Raw genomic sequence first — 19,607 nt, forward strand, 5'->3', positions numbered from 1 at the left:
AACGCTTATAAACAATCCTGACAAAGCAAGCCTGCCGCGCATACGGTTTGACCTGCCTCATAAAAAGAACTTTACTCATCGATAGCTTGCGTAAAAAGGTTGGAAAAAGCTGCGCCAAACGGCTACAATTCGCCATCTTTTTTCAGTTTTCACCCACCCTGTATGGGAAGTATCCCGCCAGGAGGAGGCTACCTGAAAAAGTTTGAACAAAAATAATCGGAGTAAAATAAACTATGGCAACTAAAGGACAAATGTTACAAGATCCTTTTCTAAACGCACTGCGCAAAGAACATGTGCCGGTATCCATTTATTTGGTGAACGGTATCAAACTACAAGGACAGGTAGAGTCGTTTGACCAATATGTGGTGTTGCTGCGCAACACCTCGGTAACGCAAATGGTGTACAAACACGCGATTTCCACCATTGTTCCGGCACGCGCCGTGAGCCTGCAGCCGCCCGCCGAGCAGAAACCTGCCGCCGACGCCGAGCAATAAACAGGCATCCCCAGCGCACTGGCTGTTGCTTACAGGCAGTGCGTTTTGCTTATTCATACGCCGCCCGCATCCATTGCCTGTGCGGGCGGTTTGAAAGAATCCAACCATGTCCCAAACCATCGCACTCATCGGCGCCATGCCGCCGGAAATCGCTCTGCTCAAAGAAAATCTACAAAATCTGCGCAGCGAACATGTGGCCGATTTCGATATCTACTGCGGCGAGTACGCCGGCAAAAATGTTGTGTTGGCTTTAAGTGGTATTGGCAAAGTCAATGCCGCACTCAGCACCGCCCTGGTGCTGCAACGCCATCAACCCGATTTTGTCATCAACACCGGTAGTGCTGGCGGCTTGGGTAGCGAGCTAAAAGTGGGCGATGTAGTAATCGGCACGCAAACCGCGCATCATGATGTGGATGTTACTGCTTTCGGTTACGCCATCGGTCATGTACCGCGTATGCCTGCACGCTTCGAGTCCGATTCTGCCCTATGCGCCGCTGCCGAAAAAGCCGCCGCCGCATTCGAGCACGCTGCCGTGCACCGTGGACTGATTGTGAGTGGTGACCAATTCGTGCATAGCAGCGAATCCGTGGCTGAAGTGCGCCGCTATTTTACCGATGTACAGGCAGTGGAAATGGAAGCCGCCGCCATCGCCCAAAGCTGCCACCGCTTCGGCGTGCCGTTTGTAGTGATCCGCGCCATTTCCGACCTCGCCGATGAAGAAGCCGATACCAGCTTTGAAACCTTTTTGAAAACAGCCTCCGTGCATTCAGCCCAAATGGTATTGCAGCTGATTGAAGCGCTTTGAGGCTACCTGAAAAACTAAACCGGCATAAAAACAAACAGCTACCCGTTCAGTGCGGCACGGTCATGCTGCCCGCCTGCCGCCAAGAGGCTACCTGAAAATGCACCCGCCCTATAGCCAGCCAGCACTGATTGCTATCGGCGCCACTCTCGGCGCCTTGTTGCGCTGGCAACTGGGTTTGCGTTTCAATCCGCTGTTTGCCCAGTTCGCTGTCGGCACCTGGCTGGCCAACCTGATCGGCTGCCTGCTGGCCGGCATAATATTGGGCTTGCTGTTAGTCGGCAAGCCGCTTACCCAGCCGCTGCAAAATGCACTGATAATGGGCTTTCTCGGCAGTCTCACCACCTTTTCCGCACTTTCCAGCGAGGTGTCCGACCGCCTGCTGCACAAAGACTGGCTGCATGCCGGCCTGATTCTGTCGCTGCACACCATATGCGGCATCGCCGCCACCTTGCTGGCCGCTGCTGCCGTGCAGCGCTTAATCCGAAGCTAAATTACAGATTTTTATTGTTTATCTACCGAAACTGAAAACATCATGAACTTATCTCATCTCCTCAACCACGAAGCCGAACAAGCCTTTGCCGCTGCCGGTATCGAAGGCGCGCCGGTAGTGTTGCAGCCGGCTAAAAACCCCGAATTCGGCGATTTCCAAATTAACGGCGTGATGGGCGCTGCCAAACAGCGCAAGCAAAACCCGCGCGAGCTGGCGCAGAAAGTGGTCGACGCGCTGGGCGGCAACGAGCTGATTGCCTCCTCCGAAGTAGCCGGCCCCGGCTTCATCAACCTGCGCCTGAACCCGCAATTTTTGGCCAAACAAGTACACGCCGCCCTGCAAAGCGGCCGCCTCGGCGTGGCACAGGCTGCCGCACCGCAAACCATCGTTATCGACTACTCCTCACCCAACCTGGCCAAAGAAATGCATGTCGGCCACCTGCGCTCCAGCATCATCGGCGACAGCCTCAACCGCGTCCACTCCTTCCTCGGCCACCATGTGATTGCGCAAAACCACGTGGGCGACTGGGGCACCCAATTCGGCATGTTAGTGGCCTATTTGGTAGAACAGCAGGCGCAGAACGAACATTTCGAACTGGCCGACTTAGAACAGTTCTACCGCAACGCCAAAGTGCGTTTCGACGAAGACCCGGCCTTTGCCGACACCGCGCGCGAATACGTGGTGAAACTGCAAAGCGGCGACGAAGCCGTGCTCGCCCTGTGGCGGCAGTTTGTGGCCATGTCGCTCAAACACGCGCAGAACGTATACAACCGGCTCGGCGTGCTGCTCAAACCCGAAGACGTGCGCGGCGAGTCTTCCTACAATGCCGACTTGCAGCCCGTGGTAGACGAACTCTTGGCCAGCGGCTTAGCCGTGAACGACGGCGGCACCAAAGTAGTCTTCCTCGACGAATTCAAAAACAAAGAAGGCGACCCCGCCGCCTTCATCATCCAGAAGCAAGGCGGTGGCTTCCTCTACGCCACCACCGATTTGGCCTGCATCCGCTACCGCGTGCGCGAACTCAAAGCCGACCACATCATCTATGTAGTGGACACCCGCCAAAGCCTGCATTTTGCCCAGCTTTTCGCCGCCTCGCGCAAAGCCGGCTGGCTACCTGAAAACGTGAAAGCCGAATTCATCGGCTTCGGCACTATGATGGGCAAAGACGGCAAGCCCTTCAAAACCCGCAGCGGCGACACCGTGAAGCTGGTTGAACTGCTCGATGAAGCCGTAGAGCGCGCCACCGCCCTGGTGAAAGAGAAAAACCCTGAGCTGGATGATGCCACCGCCGCCCAAATCGGCCGCAGCGTGGGCATCGGCGCCGTGAAATACGCCGATTTGAGCAAAAACCGCACCAGCGACTACATCTTCGATTGGGACAACATGCTCTCCTTCGAAGGCAACACCGCCCCCTACCTGCAATACGCCTACACCCGCGTGCAAAGCGTGTTGAAAAAAGCCGGCGAATGGAACCGAACCGAACAGCCCGTATTCACCGAACCTTTGGAATGCCAGCTTGCCGCCGAACTTTTGAAGTTTGAAGACGTGCTGCAAACCGTGGCCGACAGTTCCTACCCGCACTATCTCGCCGCCTACCTCTACCAAGTGGCCAGCCTGTTCTCCCGCTTCTACGAAGCCTGCCCCATCCTCAAAGCCGAGGGCAGCGTCCGCAACACCCGCCTGCAGCTGGCGGCCCTCACCGGCCAGACCCTGCAAACCGGCCTCAGCCTCTTGGGCATCGACACGCTAGAAGTGATGTAAGCCTTTATCGCTGCATAATAAACAGGCTACCTGAAATTTTTCAGGTAGCCTGTTCTTTTGTTTTGCACCCATTTATTTTCAGGTAGCCTTTCCCCCGCGCCAAGCGATAAAATGCCACCCGTTTTCCACCCTAATCAACCCAAGGACCAACATGCAATTCCATCTCCACTCCGCCACCCTGCCCGCCGACCAAGCTGCCCGCCTGTTTTTGTGCACCGCCGCCCCGGCCGATGAAACCGCCGCCCTGCTCTACGGCACGCTCACCGAAAGCGAACCCTTCGCCGTCGCCCGCACGCCCGCCAACGGCAGCTTTGCCGACACCGCCGTACTCAAACTCGACAACACGGGGCACGATACGCTGGCCAAAGCCTTCCGCCATGCCGCCGGTTGGGCACAGAAACAGCCTGCGCTTGCCATCGATTTGAGCACCTTCTCCGCTGACGAATTGAGCGATGCCCTCAGCGTGCTCACCACCGCGCTGGGCGAAGCCGTATACCGTTTCGACCGCTTCAAAAAAACCGCCAAACCCGCCGCCCTGCAACAAAGCCGATTTCTACTCCCCCGCAGCCGACCAATCCGCCCAAGATGCACTCAGCCGCGCCCAAGCCCTGCTGCACGGTATCAATTTATGCAAAGACCTCGGCAACACCGCCGGCAACATCTGCACGCCCGCCTATTTGGCCGATACCGCCCGCGCCGAAGCCCAAGCCGCCGGAGCATCTGCCAAAATCCTCGGCGCCGACTACATCCGAGAACACATGGGCTCGTTTTGGTCGGTAGCCAAAGGCAGCGCCCAAGAGCCGCGCTTAATCGAGCTTTCCTACTTCGGTGCACCCGATAAGAACGCCGCGCCCGTCGTGCTGGTGGGCAAAGGCGTAACCTTCGACAGCGGCGGCATCTCCCTCAAGCCCGGTGCCGAAATGGACGAAATGAAATTCGATATGTGCGGCGCTGCCAGCGTAATCGGCACATTCATTGCCGCCGCCCGCGCCAAACTGCCCGTCAACCTCATTGCCGTCGCCCCCGCCTGCGAAAACATGCCCGATGCCGCCGCCAACAAGCCCGGCGACATCGTAACCGCCATGGACGGCACCACCATCGAAATCCTCAACACCGATGCCGAAGGCCGCCTAATCCTGTGCGACGCCCTCACCTATGCCGCCCAATTCAAGCCCGCCGCCCTCATCGACGTGGCCACCCTCACCGGCGCCTGCGTCATCGCGCTGGGCAGTGCCGCCAGCGGCCTGGTGGCCAACAATCAGGAACTGGCCGACAGCCTGCTCGCAGCAGCCCGCCAAAGCGGTGACAAAGCCTGGCAGCTACCCTTGTTTGAAGAATACAGTGAGCAGCTCAAATCCAACTTTGCCGACCTGCAAAATATCGGCGGCCGCCCCGCCGGCACCCTCACCGCCGCCGCCTTCCTCGCCCACTTCACCCAAGAGCAAACCTGGGCGCACCTCGACATCGCCGGCACTGCCTGGAAATCCGGCAAAGAAAAAGGCGCCACCGGCCGCCCCGTGCCGCTCTTATGGCAATACCTCTGCAACCTAGCCGGCGTGTAAGGCGGCAGCCGTCAATTTCAGGTAGCCTGTGGCAAGAAGCAGGCTACCTGAAACCTAACTTCCACCAAACCAACCTATCTGCACCAGAACCATTATGAAAAAACTCACTCCCATCCTTATCCTCACCGCTACCATCAGCGCCGCTCATGCTGCGCCTCTCAACGAAGCCCAACTTGCCGGCCAATGGCGTTGCACCACAGAATACCCCAGCATCTATGCCACCGTTACCGACAGCCTCACCCTCCGCCCCAACCACTACGCCAACAGTATTGGCGACTATACCTTCCGCCGCCAAGGCCTTGACTTCCGTTTCCAGCAAAGCGCCACTGGCACCTGGCAACTATCCAACGATACCCTGATCCTCGTCTGGAACAGCAATCGTGCCCGCCCGCAGCATGATGCTGCTACCCGCCAAACCATCGGCAACAATCTAGAACTCCGTAACATAGAGCACCACATCGCCACCATCCTCGATAGTGATCGCCAGGCCAAAACAATCACCCTGCGCATCGACAGCCTCGATGCCAGCACCATGCGTCAAACCCAAATCGACGACCAAACCGGTCAAGAAATGGCACAAAGCATCTGCCGCCGTTTGCCGAACTGAAGCTTGAGCAAAACCAACCAGCTGGGTATCGGCTCACCCATACTAGGCAAACGCCCAACCCTTTCATTCACACCTGCTCTGTTTTATTTTCCATTTTTCAGGTAGCATCCCGCCCTCGAAAAGGCTACCTGAAATACAACTTCCATTCCAACTCAAGGATTTTAATGAAAAAACTACTTCCCCTCTTGCTTGCCCTCTCAGCCCTGCCCACTGCACTCTATGCCGCGCCGGCCGACGATGCCGCGCGCATTAGTACGCTGGAGCGGCGCATTGCCGATTTGGAAGCACGCATTGCCGTGTTGGAGCGCAATCAGTCTGCGCACAACGGCAATGTGCGCGAAGTCATCATTGAGCACCGCTCAGGCCGCAATCCTACTTATGTGTGCAGCATTACCCCGTTCCGCAAAACCTATGAAGCCACCAGCCACAACGAAGGCCTCGCCCGCACCCAAGTCCGCCGCGCCTGCCAAGCCTCGGAAAATGCGATTTTCTGCGAGGATTCAGATATTAAATGCCGCCGTTATGATTGATTCTGGCAAGTGTGGCCATCGCTAATCAAATGGCAATCAATATAAGGCGAGCCAACGCTGTCGCAGAAGTTAAATGGATTGGCTATAAGGCAAGGCTCAATAAAAATAGGCTACCTGAAAACATAGCTCCAATCGAGCTAAACCTTTCAGGTAGCCTTTTTATCTTGAATGGCAAACTTGCCATCCGCCGAATCAAGCCAGCGCATCCACAACGGGCGTAAGCCATACTTTACGGTTAAAGCCGCCAGCAAACCCACCAGCAGCGCCCCGGCCATATCCAGCGGCCAATGCACGCCCAGATACACCCGCGACCACGCCACGCTCATTGCCACCATCAAACCGGCCACGCCCACCAGCCGCGTTGTGGCAAACAGGCACATGCTCATCAGCGGGGCAGTCAGCGAAGTCATGTGTTTGCTGGGGAAAGACGAGGTTGCGCTGTGCGCCAGAAAATTAGTGCCCAACTGCATATCAAACGGCCGCGGCACATGCCAGCCCTTACGGATCAGATAGGTTGCCGCCATGCCCAACAGCAGGCTGCACAGCACATTCAACCAAACAACTCGCCGACGCCGATGTTTCCAAACCAAATAAACCGCCACCGCAACCAGCGTGATGGCGGTTAAATACTCTGCTATCAGCAAAGCCATCACTATGGCGCCGGGATGGTCATCATGATCGGCATTAATAAACAGAAACAAGGATTGGTTGATCGCGTGCAAAAACTCCATGCCCAGCCCTCTCAAGATCATTCAGATAAATCGAACTATACTTATCTATAATTAGCAAAGAATTAGGGAATATTTAAGCTTATTTAACCCGACAACCATGTATAACCATATTCCACCTTTATACTGCCATGGATAGCAGCTGACGCAACAAGCTGCCGCTAAGCCATGTTCCACAGAATTTTGCTGCGTTTTTCAAATATCTGAACTATTCCTATTGAACCACCCCATATTCTCATTTCTGCCACACATACCAAAAGGCTACCTGAAAACTTTCGGGTAGCCTTTTTCTCTCTGCTATTTAAACGTGCCTTATGCGCCCAAGAACCAGAATTTCAATGCCCACAACACAGCCACGCCCCACACCATGGGCGGTACGTCGCGAGATCGGCCACAACACAGTTTCACCAAGGCATAGCTGATGAAGCCCATGGCGATACCGTCGGCAATCGAATAGGAAAACGGCATAAACACCATGGTGAGAAAGGCGGGTGCGGCTTCAGTCATGTCGTTCCAGTCGATTTCCGTGGCCGAACGCATCATGTGGATGCCGATATACAACAGCGCAGGCGCAGTGGCGAAGGCAGGCACGGCTTCGGCCAGCGGTGAAAACCACAGGCAGGCGAGCATCAGCACGCCCACGGTAACGGCAGTGAGCCCGGTACGGCCGCCCGCAGCCACGCCGGAGGCGCTTTCCACATAAGGCGTGGTAGAGGAAGTGCCCAGCGCCGCCCCAGCCACGATGGCCACGGAATCGGCAAACAGGGCTTTTTTCAAGCGCGGCAGTTTGCCGTTTTCCAACAGGCCGGCACGGTGCGCCACGCCCACCAGCGTGCCGGTGCTGTCGAACAAGTCCACCAGGAAAAATACGAAAATCACCGCAATCAGGCTACCTGAAAACAGATGGTTGAAATCCATTTGCATAAAGGTGGGCGCCATGCTGGGAATGGCCGATACCACACGCTCGAAGCGGGTAAGCCCCAGCGGCACCGCCAGCAGGGTAACGCCCAAAATGCCGATGATGATGGCGCCGCGCACGCGGAAATAATCCAGCACCACGATGATGAAAAAGCCCAGCAGCGCCAAGAGCATCGGCCAATTCGGCGTATACATGCCTGGCTGTCCTTCCACCGGCAGGCGGAATTCGCCCATGTGCACCAGCGTGGCCTCATTGCCCACCACCACGCCCGAGCCTTTGAGCGCAATCAGTGCCAAAAACAGGCCGATACCGGCGGCAATCGCCATTTTCAGACTCATCGGCAGCGCGTTCACCAACATTTCGCGCACTTTCAAAAAGCTGAACAAAATAAAGATAATGCCAGACACAAACACCGCCGCCAGCGCCACCTGCCACGGCACGCCCATACCTTTAACCACGCTGAAGGTGAAATAGGCATTCAGCCCCATGCCGGGCGCCAATGCAATCGGATAATTGGCCAGCGCGCCCATAATCAGGCAGCCGATGGCAGCGGAAATGCATGTGGCCACGAACACCGCACCAAAATCCATCCCCGCCTGCGACAGGGTGTGCGGATTCACCACGACGATATAGCACATGGTGAGGAAGGTGGTGAGCCCCGCCATCAGCTCAGTGCGGATGGTGGTTTTGTTTTCGGAAAGTTTGAAATAATGGTCTAGAAAGGATTGCATGATGTTTCGGGTTGGGTTGGGAAAGGGTTGATATAAAGGGTTCTTACGAGATTAAGCTCCGGTTTTATTTTCAGGTAGCCTCTGTCTCTTTTGCTTTGTGTTTGACGCGTTATAAAGGCTACCTGAAAACGTCTGCCGAACATTTTTCAGGTAGCCTCAGTAATTAGCCGTGCGGCCGGCGTACGGTTTTATCCATCCAATCAAACAGCTCGTCTAAGTCGTAATCGCCGCTGTGCGGTACGTCCCACGGCAATGCGAAGTCCACCCGTTTACCGCTGTTTTGCAGCTTGGCGGTGAGGATGGCGGCTATGGCCAGCGAGGTATCGCTATCGGCCGTGCCAACGCGGATACGCCAATGCTGTGGTGCGGTGTGGCGGCTAATGTAGTGCATCGGGTTCATCAGCTTCACCGTCTGCGGGTCGGCCAAGGTGGCTTGCGCATTGGCACGGTGTTGGTAGGAGAAGGCGGTGAAGTGCTGTTTGTCGGTGGTGGCGGTGCCGAACAGTTGATTTTCGCCGCTGCTCAAATCCAACGCATCGAAAGCGGGCGGGGTTTTCTGGCGGCCGGCGGCGCGGGCATAGGCGGCAAAGTCCACGGCACTCACTTTACCGTTGCGGATAGTGAGCCAGTTGCGGCTGCTCAAGTCTTTGCCTGCATCCAGCTGGCTTTGGGCCGAGCGGCGCAGGAAGGAGGCAATATAGTTTTTAAAGCTGCCGTTACCCTGCGCATCTAACCGCAGTGCCCGGCCTTGCGGATCACGCAGGCGCAGGCTGTTCACATAGGCTGGGAATTGGGTTTTAAGGCTACCTGAAATTTGGATTTGCTCGTTGGTGAGCGTACCGTTTACCAATTTGCGTTCAACATGGTAATCGATCATGGAAATATCCATTTTTTGGTAGTCATTCACACCATTAAACTGCCATTCATAGGCAGCATCGGCATGATCTAAAATGGAAATCGGGCAATAGGCGGAAACGGCGAAAATATGGTCTTTGGCCGGAGCGGCACCAAGCTGTTGCAGATAGGGCTCGTAGTCGGCCTGATTACTGCTGGCACCGAGCAACACAGATAGGGCACCGCCCGCGCTGGTGCCGTTAGAGATAATTTTTTCGGCATCACCGGCCATCACCGCATCGTTGAAACGCAAATAACGCACGGCTGCTTTCAAATCAACAATCGCGGCAGGCGCTTTGCCGGTGGCGGCGGTGCGGCCGCGCGCGCCGGGCGAGGCCACCACATAGCCTCTGGCCAAAGCAACCTGCATGGCGTCAACCTGCCCTTCTTTGCTTGGGCCGAAACCACCCTGCCCCGGCACACCGGCTTTGGCCGGCATATAGCCGCCGATTTGGTTGGGCAGGAAAATGGGTGCGGTTTGTGCGGTGTAGCCGTTGATGCTGCCGCCGTTGAAATAGGCTTCGGGGATGTAGATATTGATGGCCTGATGAACACTGTCGGCCGGATTAGCCACATACACGATATTTTCATAGGCACGATAGGCTACGGTTTGGCCGTTTACTACGGTGCTTTGGCGGGTGTAGTTTTGAGTGCGGAAATCGAGGCCGTACCCTTGGCTGACTTCGATGGTTTTTGCCGCACTGCTGCCGCAAGCCAGCGCCAAGATACCGGCCAACAGGGTGGTTTTGAATTTTATCATGTTGTTCCTTTCTGCATACCCGAAAAGCACGATTGTACGCCTAAAATGCTGACAGGCTACCTGAAAACATGCACCTCGAATCCGTGGCAAGAAAATACCGAAGCGCACTGCTTTACAAACCCGCCTCATGAACTATCGCAGCTATTTCAGCCGAAGCCTGCTCCGACAAACGGGGGTTCTGCCGTATCCAGGCGCGGGTTTGCGCATTGAGCGGCACAACCCGCTGCCGATCACCAGCTTGTTTCATAACAAATTCAAATATTTGATGGAAATAGATATCGCGATAGGCGCACAATCTAGCTGCATTGCCGGCATAACAGCGATTCATATAGGCAGGCCAGGTTTGCATAAGCTGGCGCCGAGCTCTTTGATTAAACACATTTTCTGCCTGTTTACTCGTATTCAGCCGCCGCTCTTGTTCGGGCGACATCACGGCCAAATTCGCCAGCACGATATTACTCAGCTCGTTTTCAATATATTCGCTTGTTAGCTGAACCTGCTGATAGATTTCATCCTGGTCGAAACCCTGCTGATTTTCGGCATAGGCAGGGGCAAGCAACAAACCCAATAGCGCGGTTATCGCGATTTTCTTCATGCTTATCCTTCCTAGTAAATTTTCAGGTAGCCTGTTGTTTACTTCACCAACTCGCCGCGTAACGAGAAGGTAAAAGCTTCGGTGATTTCAATCTCCACCATTTGGTTGATGAGCGACACATCGCCGGTAAAGTTCACCACGCGGTTGTTGGCAGTGCGGGCTTGGAGCTGGTCGGGATCTTTTTTGGAGATGCCTTCCACCAAACAGCGCTGCACTGTGCCGAGCATGGTTTGGTTGATGCGGGCGGTTTCCGCTTCAATCACTTCGTTCAGCGCTTCGAGGCGGCGCACTTTTTCTTCGTGCGGCGTGTCGTCGGGCAGGTTGGCCGCGGGCGTGCCGGGGCGCGGGCTGTAAATAAAGACGAAGCTCAAATCGAAGGCGATGTCTTTCACCAGCTTCAGTGTTTGCTCGAACTCGCGCTCGGTTTCGCCGGGGAAGCCGACGATGAAGTCGCTGCTCAGGCACAAATCGGGGCGGATGGCGCGCAGTTTGCGGATGATGGATTTGTATTCCAAGGCGGTGTAACCGCGTTTCATCGCGCTCAATACGCGGTCGGAACCGCTTTGAATCGGCAGGTGCAGGTGCGACACCAGCTTGGGCAGGTCGCGGTAGCATTCGATGATGGCATCGGAAAATTCGCGCGGGTGACTGGTGGTGAAGCGCAGGCGTTCGATGCCGGGGATTTCGTGGACGATGCGCAGCAGTGTGGCAAAGTCGCAGATTTCGCCGTTGTCCATTTCGCCGCGATAGGCGTTCACGTTCTGCCCCAATAAGTTGATTTCTTTAACACCTTGCTGCGCCAGGCCGGCGATTTCAGTCAGCACATCGCCCAGCGGGCGGGAGAATTCTTCGCCGCGCGTATAGGGCACCACACAAAAGCTGCAATATTTGGAGCAGCCTTCCATGATGGAGATGAACGCGCTGCCGCCGTCCACACGGGCAGGAGGTAGGTGGTCGAATTTTTCGATTTCGGGGAAGGAAATATCCACCTGCGAATGGCCGGTGGTTTCTTTATCCACAATCATTTTGGGCAGGCGGTGCAGTGTTTGTGGGCCGAACACCACGTCCACATAAGGCGCGCGCTCGATAATTGCTGCACCTTCCTGAGAGGCGACGCAGCCCGCCACACCAATGATTACGTTTGGATTTTTCTGTTTAATGGGTTTGATGCGGCCAAGATCGGAAAACACTTTTTCCTGCGCTTTTTCGCGCACGGAACAAGTGTTAAACAGGATGATGTCGGCGTTGTCCGGCTCGGCAACCTGCTCGATGCCGCCATGTTCTTCAGCAAGGACAGCGAGCATTTTGTCGCTGTCGTATTCGTTCATTTGGCAGCCGAAGGTGCGGATATAGACTTTTTTCATGGTTTGGTTCTTCTTTCAGGTGTCCCGTAATTGCGGGGCTGATGGTTTACGGAGGCGGCATTATACGCAGTGTGCCTCTGGATGAAAAGGCAGAATTAAAACAAAATGATGTGGCATGATTTAAGGCTACCTGAAACCCTGCCAAAGCGAGAGATTTCTTTCAGGTAGCCTTATTGCATGAAGCCAGCAACTCTATTCGCGGTTGCGGCCGTGCCAAAAATAGCGCAGCACAAAGCCGGGAAAGGCGAACACTAAATAAAGGCACACCACCGCCACATAAAACTGCCAATGCTGGCGGTGCACGCTGCCGGCCTGTGCCTCCAGCATATAGGCCAGCAAAGCCACAAAGGCAAAACCGGCCAGCAGCTCCGGCAAATGGTGGATAAAGCGTTTTTCAGGTAGCCTTTTAAGGCCAAACCAGCGCTGCGTAACAAACGGCAGGTTGGCGCACACCAAGGCCACCAGCAACAGCAGATACATAGCCGCAGTCATCGCTCTGCCCTGCCCAGTGTTGATTTAGAAGGTTTTTCCCAGCGCATATATGCACCAATCCATCAGCAGGCTCGGCATCAGGCCGAACAGAAGCAAAGCCAAGGCACAGGCGGAAAGCAGCACCCTGCCCCCTACACACATAACCGGGGCTTGTACCGGCTCGACGGCTTCGTCCATATACATCACTTTCACCACGCGCAGGTAGTAGAACACGCCAATCAGCGACATCACCACCGCAAACACCGCCGGCCACACAAAACCTTGTCCAACCAATGCTTTCAACACGCTGAATTTGGCATAGAAACCGGCCAGCGGCGGAATACCTGCCATGCTGAACATCACCAGCAGCATCAGGAAAGCATACCAGGGATGGCGTTGGTTCAGGCCGGCCAAATCAACGATTTCCTCGCAGTCGCGCCCTTCGCGCGAGAGCAGCATCAACACACCGAAGCCGGTGAGCGCCATCAGCGCATAAGTGAGCGCGTAATACAGTGCGGCACTGAAGCCTTCAAGGCCGCCCATAAACGCCAGCAGCACAAAGCCCATATGCGATACCGTGGAATAGGCCAGCATACGTTTGATATTGGTCTGCATCACGGCAGCCAGGTTGCCCACCAAGAGCGAAGCCAGCGCCAACATATTCAGCATCGGCACCCAATCGGTGTGCAGAGCGCCCAGGCCGGTAACCAAAATGCGGAAGGCAAATACTGCAGCTGCGATTTTCGGCGCCGTACCCACCAACGCGGTAACGGCCGTACTGGAGCCGTGATACACGTCCGGCACCCACATATGGAACGGCACTGCGCCCAGCTTGAACGCCACTGCCACCACCACAAACACCAAGCCCAGCTTCAGCAGCCACGGATTGGCCGACTGCCCCAACCCTGCCATCAGCACTTCCGGCAAGAGCAGCGATCCGGTTGCGCCATAAATCATGGAGATGCCATACAGCAGCAGGCCGGAAGCCAGCGCACCGAGCACGAAATACTTCAATGCCGCCTCGCTGGCGCGGGTATCCTCGCGGCGCAGTGCAATCAGTGCATACAGCGACAACGATAAGAGTTCCAAACCGATATACAGGGTGAGGAAATGGTTGGCGCTCACCATCACGCACATTCCCAACAACGCAAACATAGTGAGCGAATAGAATTCGCCTTTATAAATTTGGCGCGCTTTCAGGTAGCCTCTCGACACCACGAACAACACCAGCACCACGGCATAAACCGCGAGCTTGGCCACATACGACATACCGTCCAACACAAACATTGCATTGAAGGTTTCCACCGGTTCTCCCGGCCATAAGGCTACCTGAAAAACCGCAGCGGCCAGCACGCCCAATATGGCCAGGCCGGCAGTGATGCCGCGCTTTTCGTCCGGCAGCCACAAATCCACCAGCAGCACCGCGCACAATGCCGTGAGCAGCACGATTTCGGGCATGGTGGGGATTAAGTTCAGATCAGTCCAGTTCATTCACACACCTCAAATCTTGCTTTGCGCCACATGCGCGATCAAATCGTTGGCCGCCTGATGCACCATGGCGATAAACGGCTCCGGCCACAGGCCCATGCCCAGCACGGTGGCGGCGAGGATGGCCAGGATGGCGAATTCGCGCCGGTTGATGTCTTTCATTTCGGCCACATGCGGGTTGGTCACCGTGCCGAAAATCACGCGCTTATACATCCACAGCGTGTATGCCGCGCCCAAAATCAGCGTCAGTGCGGCCAGCGCACCCACAAACAAGTTATAGTTCACCGCGCCCATAATCACCATAAATTCGCCCACGAAGCCCGAAGTGGCAGGCAGGCCAGCGTTGGCCATGGCAAACAGCATCATGAAAGCGGCAAATTTCGGCATCACGGTAACCACGCCGCCGTAGTCGGCAATGTTGCGGCTGTGCAGGCGGTCGTACATCACGCCGATGCAGAAGAACATGGCGGCGGAAACAAAACCGTGCGAAATCATCTGCATAATCGCGCCTTTCAACGCCCACGGCTGCAACTGCACCTGATTGGTAAACAGGAACATACCCAGGGTCACGAAACCCATGTGGCTGATGGAGGAATAGGCCACCAGTTTTTTCATATCGGTTTGTGCCAAAGCCACCATGCCGATGTAGATCACCGCAATCAGGCTGAGCACGATGATGGCGGGGGCGAAATAGCGCGAAGCATCGGGCAGGATGGGCAGGATGAAGCGCAAAAAGCCGTATGCGCCGAGTTTCAGCGTAATCGCCGCCAGCACCATCGAACCGCCGGTGGGTGCTTCCACGTGCGCGTCGGGCAGCCAGGTGTGCACCGGGAACATCGGCACTTTCACCGCAAACGACAGGAAGAAGGCGGCAAACAGAATCTGTTGGGTAAACAGCGGAATTTGTTTGATATTTTGGAAATCTTCAATCGCAAAGCTGCCGCCGGTTTGCAGCGACAAATACACCAAGGCCACCAGCATCAGCAGCGAGCCCATCAGCGTGTAGAGGAAGAGTTTCACCGAGGCATATACGCGGCGCGGCCCGCCCCATACGCCGATAATCAGATACAGCGGAATCAGCATGCCTTCGAAGAAAATATAGAACAGCATGGCATCGCGGGCGGCAAACGCGCCGTTGATCAGGCCGGACATAATCAGGAAGGCCGCCATGTATTGCGCCACCTTTTTCTGAATCACTTCCCAGCCCGCAAGCACCACCATCAACGTGATGAAGGCGTTGAGGATGACAAACAGCACGGAAATGCCGTCCACGCCCAGCGCGTAGTTGATGTTGAGCGCGGGAATCCACGCATAAAACTCGGCAAACTGGAAGCCGCCGCTCAAGCGGTCGAACTGCGTAAACAGCGGCAACGTAACCAGAAAACCGGCCAGCGCGCCGACAAAAGCCAGTATCCGCGCCAAGGGGGCACGGCGGTCGCAGCCGGTAGCCAGCACCAATAATCCGGCGGCTATCGGCAGCCAGATTGCCAAGCTGAGAAGATGGTTAGAAAACATAGTTGTAACCTGTGGTTTGAATAAATAAATCGTCGTTTTTCTGCGTTTGCCGCTTTTCAGACGGCCTCAAACAGCCTAAACGCTGCCCTCTTTCTCAATCACCAAAATCCGCGCTTCGCCGCGCGGGTGGGCGACGTGTTCCGCGCCGATGCCGGCATAGAAGATGTCGCCGCTTTGCAGCCGTGCCACGCGTTCTTCGCCGTTTTCGCGGTAGTGCATGTCCACTTCGCCATCCATCACGGCAAACACTTCCTCGCCATCGTTCACATGCCATTTGTAGGGCCGGTTCGTCCAATGCAGGCGCACGGTGGTGCCGTTTAGATTGGCGATGCTGCGCGCGCCCCATGCCCTCTCGGCGGTGAATTCGGCGGAACGGATGATGTCGGTTGCGCTCATTTTGTCCTCTGTGTGTGGTGTTTTCAGACGGCCTTTTAGTTTTCAGGTAGCCTTAATTACCTGTCCCGCCCGAACGGTTTACTTCCTGCTCGAAACGGATAAAGGCGGCAATCATGGCCTGCCACACGGCTTCTGCCACATCGGGCGACAAGCCTGCCGCCGCTGCCTGTTCGCGCCGTACCTTCAGCACCTGCGCCACCCTTTCGGGCGCGGCCACAGCCTGCGCGTCGTGCTTGGGTTTCAGACGGCCTGCCTGTGCAACCAACCGCTGCCGCCGCGCCAGCAAGCCGATGAGCTGGCTGTCCAGCGCGTCAATCGCCTGCCGCACTTCGGCTAGGGTATCGGGCAAAATATCGGCATCCATTTTTCAGGTAGCCTTTATCTGAACCAAAGCTGCCAGAAGAACACCACAATCAGCACCAACACGCCGGAAACCATGGCGGCGGCGTAGGTGTAGATGAAGCCGGTTTGCAGGCGCCGCACCTGTCCTGCCACCACGCCGACCAGTTTGGCCGCACCATTTACCAAGCCGTTGTCGATGATTGCGGTATCGACGGCCTTCCAGAAGAAAGTACCCAGCGCGCGCGTGCCTTTGGCAAACACGGCGAAGTAGATGTTGTCGAGGTAGTATTTGTTTTCAAACAGCACATACACCGGGCGGAAGGTCTGCGCGATTTTGGCGGGCAGCTGCGGCGCTTTCACATACAGGAACCACGCGGCCAATACGCCGCCGATGGCCAGATACAGCACGGGCGTGTGCAGGCTGTGAGACACCATGGTCATTGCGCCGTGAAATTCTTCCTTCATGATGTGCATCACCGGATGCAGCTCGTGATTGACATAAATCACGTCTTTAAAGAAATCGCCGTACAGCATCGGCTCGATGGCGATGTAGCCGATAATCACGGACGGAATCGCCAGCAAAATCAGCGGCAGAGTAACCACCCACGGGCTTTCGTGCGGGTTGTCGGACGGTTTCAGGCCGTGGTCGTCGTCATGGTCATGCTTGGCCTCACGCCAGCGTTCTTTACCGTGGAAGACGATAAAGTATTGGCGGAAGGCGTAAAACGCGGTAACGAATACGCTGGCCAGCACGGCGAAATAGGCGAAACTGCTGCCGGGCAGGTTGCTGGCATGCACCGCTTCGATAATCGAATCTTTGGAATAGAAACCGGAGAACAGCGGCGTACCGATGAGGGCGAGGTTGCCCAGCAGCATGGTGAACCAAGTAATCGGCATGTATTTGCGCAGGCCGCCCATATTGCGCATGTCCTGGTCGTGGTGCATACCGATAATCACGCTACCCGCCGCCAAGAACAGCAAGGCTTTGAAGAAGGCGTGGGTCATCACATGGAACATGGCCACGGAATAGGCGGACACGCCCAAGGCCACGGTCATATAACCGAGCTGCGATAAGGTGGAATAGGCTACCACGCGTTTGATGTCGTTTTGAATCGTGCCGAGGAAGCCCATAAACAGCGCGGTAATCGCGCCAATCACCATAATCACGCTCAGCGCGGTGGTGGAGAGCTCATACATCGGCGACATGCGCGACACCATAAACAGGCCGGCGGTTACCATGGTGGCGGCGTGAATCAGCGCGGAAATCGGGGTCGGGCCTTCCATGGAATCGGGCAGCCACACATGCAGCGGGAATTGGGCGGATTTACCCATCGCGCCGACAAACAGCAAAAGGCAGGTGATGGTAATCAAATCCCAGCCGAACAAGGTGCTGCCGACCACGTTGGGCAGGTAGGCGAACACGTCGGCATAGCGCAGGCTGCCGCCGAAATAGGCCAGCACCAAGCCGATGCCGAGCACGAAACCGAAGTCGCCCACGCGGTTGACCAAAAAGGCTTTCAGGTTGGCGAAAATCGCGCTGTCGCGTTTGAAATAGAAGCCGATTAGGAGGTAGGACACCAAACCGACCGCTTCCCAGCCGAAGAAAAGCTGGATGAAGTTATTGGACATAATCAGCATCAGCATGCTGAAGGTAAACAAAGAGATATAACTGAAGAAGCGTTGGTAGCCGACTTCTTCGTCCGCCATATAGCCGATGGTGTAGATGTGCACCATGAGCGACACGGAAGTAACCACCACCATCATCAGCGCGGTGAGGCTGTCCACCAGGAAGCCGACCGAGAAATCCAACCCGTTCATGGTCAGCCAGGTATAGACGTTTTCATCAAACTTGGCACGGCTGCCGTCGATAAACCCGCACAGCACATAGGCCGACAGCACGGCGGATACGGCAACGCCGAGTATGGTAACCGTGTGCGCGCCCCGGCGGCCGATGGTATTGCCGAACAGCCCGGCCAGCAAACAGCCCGCCAAGGGCGTGAGGGCGATGATGAGGTATAAAGTCATGTCAGTCATGTTGTTGCCATCCTTACGGATAAATCTTTCAATTTTGTGCGGCTCATTTTCAGACGGCCTCTTTGGCAGCTGTCTGTCAGGCTACTTGAAACTTTCAGACGGCCTGTTTTCAGGTAGCCCTAGCCTTTGAGGCTGTCCAAATCCGTTACGTTGATCGTGTTGCGGTTGCGGTATACCAAAACCATAATCGCCAGGCCGATGGCGGATTCGGCCGCGGCCACGGTGAGCACGAAGAAGACGAAAATCTGCCCCGCGCTGTCGCCGAGGTAGCGCGAGAAGGCGATAAAGTTGAAGTTCACCGCCAGCAGCATCAGTTCGATCGACATCAGCAAAATCAGCACGTTTTTGCGGTTCATGAAAATGCCCATCGCGCTGATGCCGAACAACAGGGCGGACAGCACCAGATAATGCGTAATCGTAATCATGCTTTGCCCTCCCCTTTAGCGGCGTCGGATTCGGCGGCTTCGCCGTTGTTTTCTTCGCTTTCAGACGGCCTCTGTACCACGGCTTCCATTTTCACCATGCGCAAGCGGCCTTTGTTGGCATCCACTTTAACCTGGTCGGCCGGATTGATGTATTTCGGCTTGAAGGTTTTGCGGTGTACCAGCGCGATGGCGGCCACCATACCCAGCACCAGCAGCACGGCCGCCAGCTCGAAAGGCAGCAGGTAGGTGGTGTAAATCTGCGTGCCTAGCTCGCGCACGTTGCTGTGGTCGGCCGGCACGTCGTTCATCTGGCCGAAGGCGGCCAAATCGGTGGCAGGCGCAACCAAAATCATAATCAGGGCCACAGCCATCAGCACGCCGACTACGGCGGCCACCGGCGCGTTGCGCCAGAAGCCTTTGCGCATTTCCTCCACGTCGATGTTGAGCATCATCACCACGAACAGGAACAGCACCATCACCGCGCCCACATACACCACCACCAGCGTGATGCCGAGGAATTCGGCCTGCATCAGCATCCACATCATCGCGCTCATACAGAAAGTGAGCACCAGATACAGCGCGGCATGCACCGGGTTTTTCACGGTTACGGTTTTCAGCGCGCCGAACAGGATGATGGCGGCCAACAGGTAAAACAGAATAAGTTGAAAGTTCATATTTTTGCACTTTCCGTTTCGG

At 55.9% G+C, this 19,607-nt stretch carries 19 protein-coding genes and 1 pseudogene; 7 read left to right on the plus strand and 13 right to left on the minus strand.

The window, feature by feature from the left end; translation table 11 throughout:
• The first annotated feature begins 233 nt into the window (after window positions 1-233).
• The 7 genes and pseudogenes from hfq (at window position 234) to HMPREF2796_RS08780 (ending at window position 6,249) form a co-directional block, all read left to right on the plus strand.
• Entirely contained in the window at window positions 234-494 is a 261-nt protein-coding gene (gene hfq / locus HMPREF2796_RS08750; RefSeq protein WP_003822900.1) for an RNA chaperone Hfq, read from the plus strand.
• Window positions 495-600: 106 nt separating this feature from the next.
• A complete protein-coding gene (locus HMPREF2796_RS08755) occupies window positions 601-1,299 on the plus strand; it encodes a 5'-methylthioadenosine/adenosylhomocysteine nucleosidase (protein WP_070632949.1) in 699 nt (232 codons plus the stop codon).
• A 97-nt stretch (window positions 1,300-1,396) separates the two neighbouring features.
• A complete protein-coding gene (locus tag HMPREF2796_RS08760) occupies window positions 1,397-1,789 on the plus strand; it encodes a fluoride efflux transporter FluC (RefSeq protein WP_070632951.1) in 393 nt (130 codons plus the stop codon).
• Window positions 1,790-1,831: 42 nt separating this feature from the next.
• The gene (gene argS / locus HMPREF2796_RS08765) at window positions 1,832-3,550 is read left to right on the plus strand and encodes an arginine--tRNA ligase (protein ID WP_070632954.1); all 1,719 of its coding nucleotides are present in this window, start codon (window positions 1,832-1,834) and stop codon (window positions 3,548-3,550) included.
• Between the two features lie 151 nt (window positions 3,551-3,701).
• Window positions 3,702-5,112 (plus strand): annotated as a pseudogene (locus HMPREF2796_RS08770) (leucyl aminopeptidase).
• Between the two features lie 94 nt (window positions 5,113-5,206).
• Window positions 5,207-5,719: a hypothetical protein gene (locus tag HMPREF2796_RS08775; RefSeq protein ID WP_070632956.1), complete on the plus strand. Its 513-nt coding sequence runs from the start codon at window positions 5,207-5,209 to the stop codon at window positions 5,717-5,719.
• Window positions 5,720-5,883: 164 nt separating this feature from the next.
• Complete coding sequence (locus HMPREF2796_RS08780; RefSeq protein ID WP_070632958.1) at window positions 5,884-6,249, plus strand: hypothetical protein; 366 nt, start codon at window positions 5,884-5,886, stop codon at window positions 6,247-6,249.
• Between the two features lie 146 nt (window positions 6,250-6,395).
• On the opposite strand, the gene HMPREF2796_RS08785 is transcribed toward HMPREF2796_RS08780, so the two are convergent.
• From HMPREF2796_RS08785 to HMPREF2796_RS08845, 13 genes are all read right to left on the minus strand, one after another.
• Window positions 6,396-6,980: a phosphatase PAP2 family protein gene (locus tag HMPREF2796_RS08785; protein ID WP_246826847.1), complete on the minus strand. Its 585-nt coding sequence runs from the start codon at window positions 6,978-6,980 to the stop codon at window positions 6,396-6,398.
• A gap of 309 nt (window positions 6,981-7,289) precedes the next feature.
• Window positions 7,290-8,627: an NCS2 family permease gene (locus tag HMPREF2796_RS08790; RefSeq protein ID WP_070632962.1), complete on the minus strand. Its 1,338-nt coding sequence runs from the start codon at window positions 8,625-8,627 to the stop codon at window positions 7,290-7,292.
• A 163-nt stretch (window positions 8,628-8,790) separates the two neighbouring features.
• Window positions 8,791-10,281: a subtype B tannase gene (locus HMPREF2796_RS08795; RefSeq protein WP_070632964.1), complete on the minus strand. Its 1,491-nt coding sequence runs from the start codon at window positions 10,279-10,281 to the stop codon at window positions 8,791-8,793.
• A gap of 112 nt (window positions 10,282-10,393) precedes the next feature.
• Window positions 10,394-10,876: a hypothetical protein gene (locus HMPREF2796_RS08800; protein WP_070632967.1), complete on the minus strand. Its 483-nt coding sequence runs from the start codon at window positions 10,874-10,876 to the stop codon at window positions 10,394-10,396.
• A gap of 38 nt (window positions 10,877-10,914) precedes the next feature.
• Window positions 10,915-12,240 carry a tRNA (N6-isopentenyl adenosine(37)-C2)-methylthiotransferase MiaB gene (miaB, locus tag HMPREF2796_RS08805; RefSeq protein WP_070632969.1) on the minus strand — a complete coding sequence of 442 codons (1,326 nt, stop codon included), beginning with the start codon at window positions 12,238-12,240 and terminating at the stop codon, window positions 10,915-10,917.
• Window positions 12,241-12,432: 192 nt separating this feature from the next.
• On the minus strand, window positions 12,433-12,732 hold the full coding sequence (locus HMPREF2796_RS08810; protein WP_023886670.1) for a DUF2818 family protein: 300 nt from the start codon (window positions 12,730-12,732) through the stop codon (window positions 12,433-12,435).
• 24 nt (window positions 12,733-12,756) lie between these two features.
• Entirely contained in the window at window positions 12,757-14,202 is a 1,446-nt protein-coding gene (gene nuoN / locus HMPREF2796_RS08815; RefSeq protein ID WP_070632971.1) for an NADH-quinone oxidoreductase subunit NuoN, read from the minus strand.
• 9 nt (window positions 14,203-14,211) lie between these two features.
• Window positions 14,212-15,714 carry an NADH-quinone oxidoreductase subunit M gene (locus HMPREF2796_RS08820; RefSeq protein ID WP_070632973.1) on the minus strand — a complete coding sequence of 501 codons (1,503 nt, stop codon included), beginning with the start codon at window positions 15,712-15,714 and terminating at the stop codon, window positions 14,212-14,214.
• A 75-nt stretch (window positions 15,715-15,789) separates the two neighbouring features.
• Window positions 15,790-16,110: a cupin domain-containing protein gene (locus HMPREF2796_RS08825; RefSeq protein WP_049248210.1), complete on the minus strand. Its 321-nt coding sequence runs from the start codon at window positions 16,108-16,110 to the stop codon at window positions 15,790-15,792.
• A gap of 52 nt (window positions 16,111-16,162) precedes the next feature.
• The gene (locus tag HMPREF2796_RS08830) at window positions 16,163-16,474 is read right to left on the minus strand and encodes a chorismate mutase (RefSeq protein WP_070632976.1); all 312 of its coding nucleotides are present in this window, start codon (window positions 16,472-16,474) and stop codon (window positions 16,163-16,165) included.
• A gap of 14 nt (window positions 16,475-16,488) precedes the next feature.
• Window positions 16,489-18,486, minus strand: coding sequence for an NADH-quinone oxidoreductase subunit L (gene nuoL, locus HMPREF2796_RS08835; protein ID WP_070632978.1), 1,998 nt, complete (start codon window positions 18,484-18,486; stop codon window positions 16,489-16,491).
• 119 nt (window positions 18,487-18,605) lie between these two features.
• Window positions 18,606-18,911: an NADH-quinone oxidoreductase subunit NuoK gene (gene nuoK / locus HMPREF2796_RS08840; RefSeq protein WP_003773732.1), complete on the minus strand. Its 306-nt coding sequence runs from the start codon at window positions 18,909-18,911 to the stop codon at window positions 18,606-18,608.
• Window positions 18,908-19,585, minus strand: coding sequence for an NADH-quinone oxidoreductase subunit J (locus HMPREF2796_RS08845; protein WP_070632980.1), 678 nt, complete (start codon window positions 19,583-19,585; stop codon window positions 18,908-18,910). Before HMPREF2796_RS08845 ends, nuoK begins: the two co-directional genes overlap by 4 nt.
• Window positions 19,586-19,607: the final 22 nt, after the last annotated feature.

Origin of the sequence: Eikenella sp. HMSC071B05, assembly GCF_001811325.1 — a bacterium.
GTDB classification, from domain to species: Bacteria; Pseudomonadota; Gammaproteobacteria; order Burkholderiales; family Neisseriaceae; genus Eikenella; species Eikenella corrodens.